15 protein-coding genes and 1 pseudogene are annotated in these 13,003 nt (G+C 45.7%); all 16 read left to right on the plus strand.

Features of this window, described 5'->3' with window-relative positions; all coding sequences use genetic code 11:
* The first annotated feature begins 29 nt into the window (after positions 1-29).
* The 16 genes and pseudogenes from K7P76_RS08310 (at position 30) to K7P76_RS08385 (ending at position 12,976) form a co-directional block, all read left to right on the plus strand.
* Positions 30-1,835 (plus strand): ABC transporter substrate-binding protein, encoded by a 1,806-nt coding sequence (locus K7P76_RS08310; RefSeq protein ID WP_232184781.1) that lies wholly within the window; start codon positions 30-32, stop codon positions 1,833-1,835.
* 127 nt (positions 1,836-1,962) lie between these two features.
* Complete coding sequence (locus K7P76_RS08315; protein WP_232184782.1) at positions 1,963-2,892, plus strand: peptidylprolyl isomerase; 930 nt, start codon at positions 1,963-1,965, stop codon at positions 2,890-2,892.
* Between the two features lie 150 nt (positions 2,893-3,042).
* Entirely contained in the window at positions 3,043-5,280 is a 2,238-nt protein-coding gene (locus tag K7P76_RS08320) for a preprotein translocase subunit SecA (RefSeq protein WP_232184783.1), read from the plus strand.
* 15 nt (positions 5,281-5,295) lie between these two features.
* A complete protein-coding gene (locus K7P76_RS08325) occupies positions 5,296-6,612 on the plus strand; it encodes a deoxyguanosinetriphosphate triphosphohydrolase family protein (RefSeq protein WP_232184784.1) in 1,317 nt (438 codons plus the stop codon).
* Between the two features lie 74 nt (positions 6,613-6,686).
* Entirely contained in the window at positions 6,687-7,034 is a 348-nt protein-coding gene (locus tag K7P76_RS08330; RefSeq protein WP_232184785.1) for a MerR family transcriptional regulator, read from the plus strand.
* A 27-nt stretch (positions 7,035-7,061) separates the two neighbouring features.
* Positions 7,062-7,379 carry a thioredoxin gene (gene trxA, locus K7P76_RS08335; RefSeq protein WP_232184787.1) on the plus strand — a complete coding sequence of 106 codons (318 nt, stop codon included), beginning with the start codon at positions 7,062-7,064 and terminating at the stop codon, positions 7,377-7,379.
* A gap of 191 nt (positions 7,380-7,570) precedes the next feature.
* Positions 7,571-7,741: a hypothetical protein gene (locus K7P76_RS08340; RefSeq protein WP_232184788.1), complete on the plus strand. Its 171-nt coding sequence runs from the start codon at positions 7,571-7,573 to the stop codon at positions 7,739-7,741.
* 110 nt (positions 7,742-7,851) lie between these two features.
* Positions 7,852-8,613 (plus strand): SDR family NAD(P)-dependent oxidoreductase, encoded by a 762-nt coding sequence (locus K7P76_RS08345; protein WP_232184789.1) that lies wholly within the window; start codon positions 7,852-7,854, stop codon positions 8,611-8,613.
* Positions 8,614-8,700: 87 nt separating this feature from the next.
* On the plus strand, positions 8,701-9,138 hold the full coding sequence (locus K7P76_RS08350; protein ID WP_232184790.1) for a GNAT family N-acetyltransferase: 438 nt from the start codon (positions 8,701-8,703) through the stop codon (positions 9,136-9,138).
* A gap of 36 nt (positions 9,139-9,174) precedes the next feature.
* Complete coding sequence (locus tag K7P76_RS08355) at positions 9,175-9,702, plus strand: nucleoside/nucleotide kinase family protein (protein WP_232184791.1); 528 nt, start codon at positions 9,175-9,177, stop codon at positions 9,700-9,702.
* Between the two features lie 15 nt (positions 9,703-9,717).
* Entirely contained in the window at positions 9,718-10,293 is a 576-nt protein-coding gene (locus K7P76_RS08360; protein ID WP_232184792.1) for a nucleotidyltransferase family protein, read from the plus strand.
* Positions 10,294-10,342: 49 nt separating this feature from the next.
* Positions 10,343-10,585, plus strand: coding sequence for a hypothetical protein (locus K7P76_RS08365; RefSeq protein WP_232184793.1), 243 nt, complete (start codon positions 10,343-10,345; stop codon positions 10,583-10,585).
* Positions 10,586-10,619: 34 nt separating this feature from the next.
* Entirely contained in the window at positions 10,620-11,078 is a 459-nt protein-coding gene (locus K7P76_RS08370) for a GNAT family N-acetyltransferase (protein WP_232184794.1), read from the plus strand.
* Positions 11,079-11,146: 68 nt separating this feature from the next.
* Positions 11,147-11,856, plus strand: a pseudogene (locus tag K7P76_RS08375) (arylamine N-acetyltransferase family protein).
* A complete protein-coding gene (locus tag K7P76_RS08380; RefSeq protein WP_232184795.1) occupies positions 11,853-12,236 on the plus strand; it encodes an MmcQ/YjbR family DNA-binding protein in 384 nt (127 codons plus the stop codon). Before K7P76_RS08375 ends, K7P76_RS08380 begins: the two are co-directional and overlap by 4 nt.
* Positions 12,237-12,283: 47 nt before the next feature.
* Positions 12,284-12,976 (plus strand): peptide arginase family protein, encoded by a 693-nt coding sequence (locus K7P76_RS08385; RefSeq protein ID WP_232184796.1) that lies wholly within the window; start codon positions 12,284-12,286, stop codon positions 12,974-12,976.
* Positions 12,977-13,003: the final 27 nt, after the last annotated feature.

Genomic DNA, 13,003 nt, shown 5'->3' on the forward strand with positions numbered 1-13,003 from the left:
CCTTTTCCCCTTTTAAGGAGGGACCTTTCATGTATCCAGCGGTTGAGAGATATTTAACGATACTAAATAAACTAGGAATTCACGAGGAAAAGGGCTCATCCATCGAAGTGTCCACGGATGAATTAGCTCTAATTTTGTTTTGTACAACGCGTAATGTGAAAATCATTATTAAGAAGCTCGTGGATGAAGGGCTTATCGAATGGCAAGCAGGGCGGGGGCGGGGCAATCTATCCAAGCTTACCTTTCTGGCGGAGAAGGAACCGCTTCTGATGGAATGGGCACAGGAGCTATCGCGAAAAGGGGAATATAAACAAGCGTTCGACCTCCTGCAGACGTATTCCCAGAGCGCCGAGGTTAAAGATCGCTTCGTGCATTGGCTGAATAGTCATTTCGGGTATGAGGCCGAGCAAAAGGAAGGAAACTCGGTAGTCGATACGCTTCGTTTTCCCGTATACTGTCCGATCAACACGTTGGATCCTTCAGAGGTTCGTTTTTCTTTTGATTCGCATATGATCCGTCAAGTATTCGATCGTCTGGTCGAATATGATTCGGTTTCAGGACGAGTTATACCGAGCATAGCTCATTCATGGGAATCCAATCCCGATGCCACGGAGTGGACCTTTTATTTGCGTAAAGGAATTCGATTTCATCACGGAAGAGAACTGACGTCCGAAGATGTTCATTTTACGTTGGAAAGATTAAGAGGGAATAGACCGCACAATTGGTTGGTCCGTTACGTTAAACAGATGGAGTGCATCGGGAATCGTACGATTCGGATTGTTTTAGACAAACCCAACCATATTTTTTTGAATTATTTATGCTCATCGGCGATGTCGATCCTCCCCAAGGATCTAATGCTTAAAGATGAAGAGCAATTCTGGAATTTTCCGATTGGCAGCGGACCGTTCCAGCTTTTCCAATGGACGGAGTGCTGTTTTGAAATGACGGCGAACCCTTATTACTATCAAGGAAGAGCGCACCTAGATCGCGTCGTAATTGCAATCATGCCCGAGGATACGGCTTCGCTGTCTTCCAATGCGAATTGGCGACAGCTCATCTCCGATCATAGAACGAAGGATACGGTATCCGATAGGGATTGGAAATCGATAGAGTCTCTATGGCGTGGATGCACGCTGATTTCCTGGAATTTGAGAAAACAAGGACCGCAGCAATCTCTACATTTTCGGCTGGCATTCGAACTGCTGCTGGATCGAATGAAGCAGATTCGCGATCTGGGAGGAGATCGTTCCTATCCAGCCAGAGGCTTCAGACCAACGGAGCGGACTCCTTATGAAGAGTCTTCTTCAAACCCTGAAGAAGCCAAACGATTGCTTAGAGAGGCTGGGTATGAAGGGGCAACGATCCAGTTGTTGACTTATGGCAGTCACGTAGCGGATGCCATTTGGATTCAGGAACGGTGCGCTGAGTTCGGGATAACGGTAATTGTTCATACCGAGGACAACGTGTGTACATCGGAAGGCAAAGGCGACATGGATTGTATTCTGCATGGGATGGTATTCGGCGACGACGAGGTTTGCGAGATAGAGAATTATGAGCAGATCGGAAATTCGCTCAGGGATTACTTACATCCGACAATGCTCGAATGGGTAGAAATAGAAGTCGAGAAAGTGCTTGCCTGTAAGCAGAAAGAGCAAAGAAGGCAGTTGATGGACGGGATCGAGCAGAAGTTGCGAGAAGAAGCTCATCTCCTTTTCCTGTTGCATAAGAAAATAAATACGCAGATCCATCCAGCCGTAAATGGCGTAGGAATAACATCGCTTGGATGGATTGAATTCAAGAAAATCTGGTTGGAAAATCCGGCTTCCGTATCCTAAAGGCTCTGCCTGAATTTCAGCAAACTTTAAGCAGTTCTTTAACCCTGTTTCAGCTTCGCCCTTCATAATGGCGTTAGGCCCAGCAACTGAATGACTCGTACCTGCCAATAGAAGGGATGTCGTTACTTTGTCAAAGTCCAAGCCATTGTCCAAACCTTTGTCCCAAAACCGATTGTGGATTTTTATCTCCGTGCTTCTGGCCATCATTCTCGTCATTTATGTTATTCTGTATCCTCCGGGTAGAAAATCCGGGAGCGACACCACGACTTTAGCAAGCGTCAACGGCATCAGCATAAGCAAAGGAAATCTTTATGACGCTCTCCTGGCGACTGGCGGACAACAAACGATGGCAACCTTGATCAATAATGAATTGATCCGACAGGCCGCCGAGAAACAAGGGGTTGTCATAACGGATGCCGATGTCGAGAAGGAAATGGAATCGGTACGCCAAAATTTCGGTACGGACGAGGAGTTTCAGCAAGCACTGACGATGTACGGAATGTCTCTGGATAGCCTCAAGAAAGAAATGGCTACGCAAGCGCAGCTTCGTAAGCTGCTTATGCCTCAAGTCAAAATTACGGATGCGGATATTAAGAAATATTACGACGATAATCTTGAAACGTTAAAGACGCCGGAGAAAGTTAAAGCATCGCACATTGCGGTCGCCACCAAAGCGGAAGCGGAAACGATTCTGACGGAGCTTAAGAACGGCGCTGATTTCGCCGCCAAAGCAAAGGAAAAATCGACAGATACGGCGACTAAGGATAAAGGCGGGGAGCTCGAGCCTTTCGCCAAAGCGGACAAGGAAGAGGCCATATCGAATGCCGTGTTCGCGTTGAAAAACGGTGAATTAAGCGGAGTTGTTGAGGCGAAAGACGGATTTCATATTTATAAGTTAACTGAGCGGCATGCCGCCATAACTCCAACGCTAGACGAGAAGAAAGATGAAATTCGGGAGAAGCTAACGACAGAGCAGATCGCCACTTTATCCAAGACGTGGATGGAACAGCAGAAATCCAGTGCCAAAATCGTTAATTCACTTACACCCGTAAGCTGAGTTATCAATCTGAATACCGGTGGAGCTGGCTTAAGTCTCAGTGACTTGGAGCAGCTCCATTTTTTAATTCGAAAGATTGCAACGCTATGAATTCAGCCGCGTAATCCCTATAATGAAATCATTATGGTTTATGAAGAGAGGATTTTCTCCATGAATTTTGCGAGCAAGCTCGTTCAGAAGGTCAAAGATCGTTTCGGACAACATAAACTTAAGCATTATACGGACAAGCTCAATGAAATCGGTCGCCATAATCTTGAAACATGGGATGATGAACGGCTTAAGGCTGCATCGCTGAAGCTTAAGAATAAAGCCAGGGACGGCGCTTCCTTAGACGAGTTGTTGGTTGAAGCTTTTGCATTAGCGGGAGAAGCTGCGAGCAGGGTGCTGGGGATGCGTCCTTTCGACGTGCAATATATGGCGGGTACCGCTCTTCACGAAGGGAACTTAGTGGAGATGCAAACAGGCGAAGGCAAAACACTGGCGGCAGTCATGCCGGCATACTTAAATGCGCTGCAAGGGAAAGGCGTTCATATTCTTACTTTCAACGATTATTTGGCAGGCAGGGATGCGCAGTGGATGGGTCCCGTCTATCGGTTTCTCGGTTTAACCGTAGGCTTCGTGAGAGATGGGATGACTACGGAGGAGAGACAACAGGCTTATGCGGCGGATATTACGTATGTGACGGCGAAAGAAGCCGGCTTTGATTATTTGCGGGATTCGATTGCGATGAGCCAGAACGATATCGTCCATCGGCCGTTCCATTATGCGATCGTAGATGAAGCGGATTCGCTCTTGATCGATGAAGCACGCGTTCCGCTAGTTATTGCCGGAGAAGTTGCCTCTACCGGGACAGACGGAAGTCGTATGGCTAGCTTGGCGAAAGAATTAGTGCTGGGAGAAGATTACGACTTCGACGAGAACAAAAGAAACGTTTTTCTAACAGAAGAAGGTGCAGAGAAGGCCGAACGGATTTTAAGGAGCGGCAATCTGTACGAAAATCATAATAGCCATTTGTTAACGGCATTAAATTGTGCCCTGCATGCGGAATCCCTGCTGAAAAGGGATGTCGACTATATGATTCGCGACGGTAAGTTGGAGTTGATCGACTTATACACGGGGCGCGTTGCGGAGAATCGGCATTGGCCGGATGGCTTGCAAGCCGCGGTCGAAGCTAAGGAAGGTATGCAGACGAAATCCTCCGGCAAAATATTAGGGACGATTACGCTGCAGCATTTGCTCAGCCTCTATCCGAAAATAAGCGGAATGACCGCTACCGCTCAAGAATCTGCCGAGGAATTCGAAGAAACGTATAGTTTGAACGTCGTCGAAATTCCGCCGAATCGGCCGCGTGTCAGAGTGGATTACGAGAGCAGAATATTTACCCATAAGGAAGCCAAGCTCAAAGCTTTGGTGAATGAAATCGCGGAGGTTCATGCCACGAAACGTCCGGTCCTGATCGGAACGAGCAGCGTGGAGGAGTCTGACCTGCTGGCATCGGAATTGAAGAAGGCGGGTGTAGCCTGCCACGTCTTAAATGCCAAGAACGACGAGAAGGAAGCCGAAATCATCGCGAATGCAGGAGAATTAGGCGCGGTCACGGTATCTACGAATATGGCGGGCAGAGGCGTCGATATTCGTCTAGGCGGCGGTCATCCGGAGCAGGCTGATGCAGTAGCCAAGCTTGGCGGTTTGTACGTAATCGGTACTCATATGAACGAAAGCGCGCGTATCGATAATCAATTAAGAGGGCGTGCCGGACGGCAAGGGGATCCCGGATCTTCCCGATTCTACGTGTGCCTTGAAGACGAGCTGATCAATCGATTCGGCATTGAGAAAGCCATCCCTGCAGCTTATCGAACCAAGAAACAGGATGAACCCCTTGAAGCCTCTATTTTCCATAAGAAAATGGAGCATATCCAGCGTGTCGTCATGGGCCAGAACTTCGAAATGCGCAAGACGTTAAACAAGTATTCGGATATGGTCGAGGAACAACGTCGTATTCAGCACGAGCAGCGCGAGGCCGTTCTAGCGAACAAGGAGTCTCTAAGCTCTACGGAAAGACATGTGAAGCTTTACCATATGGACCGCAGCTGGTCGGACCACTTGGCGTATGTTGCCTATATCCGGGAAGGCATCCATCTTGAGAGCTTGGCGAATCGAAATCCCGTGGACGAATTTCACCATAGAATCATCCATGCGTTCGAGCAATTACCCGATAAAATCGAGAAGGAAACAGCCAAGACGCTGAGCAAGCTAAGTTCATCCGGCGGCGGATCTAAGGACAATATCGACTGGGAGAAGGAAGGGCTTAAAGGCCCGTCTCGAACGTGGACTTACCTCATTCAGGATCAGTTTATGGAGAAAAAAGCGAATATTTTCGGGTTATAGAAAGAGGTTGCTCGCATGAACGTAAGGAAGATGAGACTTTACGATACGGAAAACATCCATTCCGGCGAAGACCGGGATGAATATGAGAAGGACTACGCCAGGCTGATTCAATCCCCGGCTTTCCGCAGACTGCAAGGGAAATCTCAAGTGTTCGGCGCGGGATCGGGAGATTACTACAGGACCAGGCTTACGCACTCTCTCGAAGTTTCCCAGATTGCCCGGGAAGTGGCTAGGCGGCTCGGTAAACAATACGCGTTCTTGTCCAAGAAGGAGCATCCGGGTTTAATGATCGATCCGGAAGTGGTGGAATGCGCATCGCTCGCCCACGATTTAGGGCATCCTCCTTTCGGTCATAAAGGCGAAGAGGTATTGGACCGATTGCTTCAGGAACAGCATGGCTTGAAATATGAAGGCAACGCGCAAAATTTCCGTATCCTCATGTTTCTGGAGAAACGTGCCGGAAGCGGCAGCGGGTTGGATTTAACCGCTTCCGTGCTGCTGGCCATTAACAAGTATCCCTTCTGCATCGATGATCCGGGCAGGCTTAAGGGGGTTTACAGCTCGGAATGGGAAGGCATAAATTCCCTTCGCCAAACTTGGGGGATGCCGGGAAACTCGGCAACTCTCGAGGCGCAGCTGATGGATTTATGCGACGATATCGCTTACTCCACGCACGATCTTGAGGATGGAATTCGCGCAGGCAAAATCCAGATGGACCGCGGATTTTTCGAGGATGACCGCCTTGTCACTCAGGTTATTCAGGAGATTACCAATGATCCTAGTTATTCCGAGGCGAATTGGGAGCATGTCGATAAAACCGCAATGGTTAAGGAAGTGCTTATTCATTATCTCGAGCAATGGGAAATTATCTATGCGGAATGCGATCGTGAGCCTTCGCGAACGCGGAGGGAAATGAAAGCGCGTTGGGTGAGGAAGTTCGCCAATGAAGTCGGCATCATCGACGATCCCGAGGCCAATTGGAAGAAGGTCACTTTGGTTCGGGAAGGCAAACAGAATATAGAGCTGCTAAGAACAATGGAAATTCTAAAGAAGCTTGCTTGGGTAACCTTGATTAAAGACTTCCGGGTCCAGCGGCTGCATAAGCGAAGCGAAGTCATGATCGAGCGGTTATGGGGAAGCTTCAAGAACTATGATACCGGACACCTTATCATTCCGCCGGACTGGCTGGAAAGCTATGAAGGGCAGAAGGACAAGTGGCCTTGGGAAAGGCTCGCGGCTGATTACATATCGGGGATGACGGACGCTTACGCGGAGAAGGTGTACGCCGAATTTTTCGCCAGCCGCTCAGGCTCCATTTACGAAAGAGATTAAACTTTTCGCTTGACCCTGACATTAATGTCAGGGTTTATACTAGGTTTGTATCGATCGACAGGAGGGAAATGATCGTGAAAATCGGAGAGCTTTCCGCACGCACCGGAGTCAGCATACGTTCGTTGCGGTATTACGAGCAGCAGAAGCTGTTGACATCCGTGCGACAGGAAAACGGTTATCGGGAATATACCCCACTGGCGGAAGAACAAGTTCGGACGATTCAATTTTATTTAGCGCTTGGGATAACGACGGAGCAAATCGCCAGCTTCTTGAACTGCGTCTTGAAGAACAAGGAAGCCTTCTGCGAAGAGGTGCTTCCGATCTACAAGCAGAAGCTCAAGGAGATCGACGATCAAATCCACCTGTTGAATAATATCAAATCGAACTTGGAAGACCGTATTCGATCGATACAAGAAGGATAACAAACCTAGTATTGGAGGAATGGAACTATGAACATGCTTGCGGTCAACGACAAAACCTTCCAGGGTAACGTCCGGCAGGCCGGAGTTACGCTTGTCGATTTCGGAGCTACGTGGTGCCCGCCGTGCAAAGTGCTCAAGCCGATCTTGGACGAACTTGGCGAACAATACGGCGAGAAAATATCGGTACTGGAACTGGATTGCGATGAATCTCCATCCGTTGCAACCGAGTACGGGATTATGTCGATGCCAACCGTCATCGTGTTTCACAACGGAGAGCCGGTCGAGAAGCTTGTCGGACTTCGCCCTAAATCCGTTTACGAAAGCCTATTAACTAAGTACCTGTGAAGCCGCGATCCCCGCGGCTTTTTTCTTTGCGGTAACTTTACCATTCTGCTTCCGTCCGATAAAGTCATAAACGATCGAACGAGACACCAGTTTTTTGCCGCAACCGCGGCGATTCCACTGTTGTCTTACATGGACAAGTTAATGCCTCATGTGGTAAAATATAGTTTGAAAATGGAAGGAGGGCGAGTATAGTGGCAGTCCTTAAAAGAGTTTCCGGAACTACGAACAGCGGAGAAGAATACGAGGTCGTTGTCATTAGACCAGCCTTCATTCGTCCGGTCAAGGTCATTACAAGAGACGAGTTCGTGAAGAAGTATGGCGTTAGAAGAACGCTTCTCCAGCGACTTGGATTTAAGTCATAGATATAGTTTAGCATTCAGGGTTATCTGGTAGGGTCTATCAAGGCCATTCAGATAACCTTTATTGTTTGTGATAAGATACATTACTGTCAAGAAAGAAAGGGTTGGTTGCCATGAATATCGATTTGTCCAACAGAACGGCTCTTATTACGGGAGCAACAGGCCAACTAGGCCGTGTAATGGCACGAACGCTTGCGAAATGCGGGGCAAACATCGCGATCCATTACCGGAGCAACGAGGCTCAAGCTCAAGAGCTTCAAGATGAAATTCATTCCTTCGGCAGCCGGTCAACGATTGTTCAAGCGGATATAACGAAGTTAGATTCGATATTAGCGATGAAAGAAGCTATCCATGAACAGTTAGGTTCAGTCGATATCGTAGTGGCCAATGCGGTCGTACAATACCAATGGACAAGTATCCTGGAGCAATCCCCCGAGGACTATGAGAGTCAGTTCGATTCCTGCGTGATGCAAAGCGTCTATTTGGCCAAAGCGTTCGCGCCCGCCATGATTCAGCAGAAGTGGGGAAGGTTCGTTGGAATTAACACGGAATGCGCCATGCAGAATTCTCCGACGCAATCCGCTTACGTAGCAGGCAAAAGAGGCATGGACGGGGTATACCGGGTTCTTGCCAAGGAAATCGGCGAGCACCAGATTACCGTTAACCAAGTCGCGCCAGGCTGGACGATCAGCGAACGCGATCGTACGAACAAGACGGAACATAGCGAGTCTTACGAGCAGACAGTTCCCTTAAGAAGAAGAGGTACGGATCAGGAAATCGCGAACGCCGTTGCTTTTCTAGCCTCGGATTTAGCGAGTTTCATTACCGGTGCCTATATCCCCGTTAGCGGCGGCAATGTAATGCCATCTATTTAATTCTTGAATCCAATAATCGTAAAAGTAAAGATGACTCCTGAGTTTAATAGGGTTCATCTTTTTTAAAACATAAGAAAGTAGGATCCTATGATTTCAATTGAGCCGATTAAATATGAGCATCTTAGCGACTTATGCCGGTTATATGAGGAACTTATTAATAAAGAAACAAACTACACAAAGTTAGTAAAAGTATATGAGTCAATCCAGGACAATAGTGATTATATTATTCTTGGTGCGTTTAATGAGGGAGAATTAGTAGGCTCTCTCATGGGGATCATCTGCCAAGACATCGTGGGAGAATGTAAACCGTTTATGGTCATCGAGAATGTCATTGTTTCCGCTCGCGCCCGAAGACAGGGGGTGGGAGAGAAGCTAATGCTGGAGATTGAAAATATAGCGAAAGAAAGAGGCTGTTACTATGTCCTATTCGTGTCTGGGGGACAAAGAACGGAAGCTCATGCTTTTTATGAAAAACTAGGTTTTAAGGAAGAGAAAGTAGAAGGATATCGGAAGCATTTATATTGAGGTACATTTTTACGTGACATGTAAGGGGTGCAAACCATGAAAAGATCTGTATACATCATTTCTGGACCTGCCGGTGCCGGTAAATCTACGACGTCTAAGAAGATAGCTGAGCGTCTAAGTAAAAGCGCATATATCGAAGGTGACAATATTGATCATATGGTCATTGGAGGCTACGAGAAGCCTTGGCTAAGTCAGTACCATACGGATTTAATTTGGCTGAACATACTAAGTTTAACAAAAAACTTCCTGAATCAAGATCATGATGTAGTCATAGATTATGTCGCCTTTATGAAAAATGCTGAATACATCGTGAATGCGATCAGGGAGTGGGATGTTTCGGTCAAATTCGCAATTCTGCTTCCTAATGGAGAAGAATTACTTAAACGAGATGCCGAGCGCATACCAGAGTATCGTATGGGGCTGAGATGCATAGCGGGACTAGAGGAATTCCGGCAATCTAACCCTCCTATTAAACACATAATCAATTCGACGTACTTGGATGTGGACACGGTGATCAATGATATTATGAACAATGATGATTATTTGATCGTTAATAACTATTGAAAAGAGAAATAAGTGATGATCAATCGTGAAAGCACGCTTAAGAAAATCATAATGATAAACCCGGTGCTTGAGACTGCTTTTCAGAGAGTGCATGATTTAGGGTTAGGTGACTACTATATTGGTGCAGGCTGCATCACTCAAACGGTTTGGAATCATCTTTGCGGGAATGATTTGCTGTATGGGATAGGCGACATTGACATTATTTATTATGATACGGATTTGTCTTACAGCAAGGAGAACGCATTTGTCGAAAAAGCCTCTGAGCTGTTTCACGATTTACCGATCAAGATAGACCTAAAAAATCAAGGCAGGGTTCATCTATGGTACCAAAAACATTTCGGTTATCCGATACAGCCCTATCGTACGTTAGAAGAAGCGATTGATACATGGCCGACGACCGCGACTGCTCTTGGAGTAAGCAGAGGACTAAATTCCGAGTGGAAGGTATATGCTCCGTATGGGTTAAATGATTTGTTCGGAATGATTATTCGCCCCAATAAAGTCCAAATTACAAAAGAGATTTACTACAAAAAGGTCAGCAAGTGGATTATTAAATGGCCGCAGTTAGAAATTATTCCATGGAGTCACTAGAAGTTAGGGGAGAGGTAATCATGTTTCGATTAAATGAGGAGTGATGGCTGTGTACGGTAATTATTCCAAGTCAAAGTTTATTTCAGTAGTTTTAATTATCATCGGGGCTCTAATGTTCTTCATTGATTTAGTACGCTCGTTTTCTTTCTCATTGCTGGGAGTTATCCTAGTATTGTTGGGAATTAGCCTGATTTCAACGATAAAGACGACTGCAGAAGAATTTAGTGTGTTAAGACAAGAGTTAATTGAAATAAGAAAAATCGCCAAAGAAAATAGCAAAGACAGAAGCTAATTTGTGTACCTAACAAGAAGGTGAGCTGATAACCATGAGCAATGCCTTAATCGTATCGCAAGCCACTATTAATGATCTGGATGTTTTGGCCGTTTTATTTAATGAATATCGGATATTCTATAAGCAGCAACCGGATTTGGATAAAGCGAGAGCCTTTTTATTTGACCGTTTTGAACATAGCGAGTCAATTTTATTCATAGCCAAGGATCCAGATGTTTACCTGACCGTTGGATTCCTGCAATTGTATCCTTCGTTTTCTTCCATTTCGATGAAGAGATCGTGGATCTTAAATGATTTGTACGTGTCAGAAACATACCGAGGACGGGGCGTCGCGCAATTGCTTATAGATGCCGCTGTTGAATTCGCTGCGCAAACAAAAGCTAAAGGATTAGCGCTCTCAACGGCGATCGATAATGAAATTGCGCAAAAAATCTATGAACGGAACGGCTTTAGAAAAGACGACGTGTTCTTCCATTATTATTTAACGCTCTAGATTGGTGTCCAGCCAACGTGTTAACCAAAATCGAGTCAAAAACACAAAATCATGGAGGAATCTTCATATTGAATGAGTTGAATGAATTATTTCGTAAACGACTTGGCGTTCCAGCGAACGAAAAACTTACATTCGAAGCACTAAATAACATTCTTGAAAAAACAGCTACAACCCTTCCTTTTGAAAATTTATGCATCATTTCAAATAAAACAAGTGCTATAACAAAAGAGAATTTAATTGACAAAATGCTCGTAAAAAATGAAGGCGGTCTTTGCTATCAATTGAATCCTCTGCAAAACTCGGAAGAACTCACGTAGCTCTTCTTTTGCAACATGAAGGTCAAACGTACTTGGTTGATACTGGATTCGGTGGAAACCTGCCGCTTAAACCAGTGCCGCTAAACGGAAATATAACCTCCTCATCGAATGGTGAATTTCGAGTCAAAGCAATAGAAAGCGATTATGGGGACTATATACTTGAAATGAAACTAAAATATAAAGATGCAAATTGGAAAATAGGTTATGCTTTTGATACAAAACGACCATTAGAAAATTTATCTGAATTGAATGAGGTCCAAGGAATCATCGTTGAGCACACAGAATCACGCTTTAACAAAACCCCACTGATTACCAAACTAACAAGAGATGGGAATATTACGTTAACCGATACTTCTTTCACGCAATGGATTAATGGAGAATCGAAAAAGGAACAGATCGACAACGTTAAATTCAAAGAGTTAGCAAAACAGCATTTTGGATTTGGAGGCAATGAACAATGATTCAAGAGGATAAGGTTGACGTTAATTCGCAATATCATATCCAACTCCTCAACCAGATCAGACAACTATGCCTTTCTTTTCCCGAGACGAATGAACGTGTAAGTCATGGTGCCCCGACCTTTTTCTATAAGGACAAAAAGTCTTTCGTGCAATACCATTCCAATCGTCATGGCGACGGCAAAATCGCGCTATGGTGCGCATCAACGTCGGATATTCAATCCTTGCTCGTTGAATCGAATCCAGAAATTTATTACTTGCCTCCCTATGTCGCTTACCTAGGCTGGGTTGGATTAAGGCTAGATCGCGATGCCCAGTGGGATGAAATCAAGAGCGTTATAGGAGATGCCTACCTTACTAAAGCCTCCTCAAAACGTAAATGAATATTATGTTTGACCACAGCTATCGAGTTTGTTTCCCTGAGGAAAGAGTGTATATCTCCAGAAATCATCAATGGGCGTTCGCGGCATGGGCGATGGGAAAACAATCCGGAATTCTAGGCTCTCGAACGACGTTGCTGCACGTAGATGCCCACCTAGATGATACATGGGATGGGATTATCGTCGAAGGATTAAGCGATATGAAGAATTCTCAGGATTTCTGGGATGTCGCGGGCAAACTTGAGATAGATAACTTTATTTGGGCTGGTTTTGCCGCCAGTACGATTGATTATATCGTGTACGTATGTCCAAAAGGTGTAGATGATTCCGACCCGTTCGACTTGACGGCTTGGAACCTGGAAGGGGAGCAGCTAAAGCCAGTTAAAGATCTTCTCATGGAAAAGGACTATAGGGGCTCTAGATTTGAATCTGTCCTTGATTTCAAACAGTTTCTAGAGAATGGCACCCTTTTGGAACAAGTCTTGGGCTCGCCAATCTCTGTCATTCTGGATTTGGATTTGGACGTATTTAAGCTTAATATGAGCAATCCAGAGGATTCAGCGTTGAAGCCCGAAGCTCAGATTCGAGAAGAACTCATTTTCCTCAAAACATTGTATCCCTACGACATGATTACCGTCGCCTTATCCCCGGCCTTCTGCGGGGGAGAGGAGAATTGTGATCGGCTGTATCAGTTATTTCTCGAGGTATTTGAATTAAAGCTGTCTGACGCTGTGCCTTGGTGAGGAAGAGTTCGGGCATTAAGCTTGGTT

This window comes from Cohnella silvisoli, from assembly GCF_021190915.1.
Lineage (GTDB): Bacteria > Bacillota > Bacilli > Paenibacillales > Paenibacillaceae > Cohnella > Cohnella silvisoli.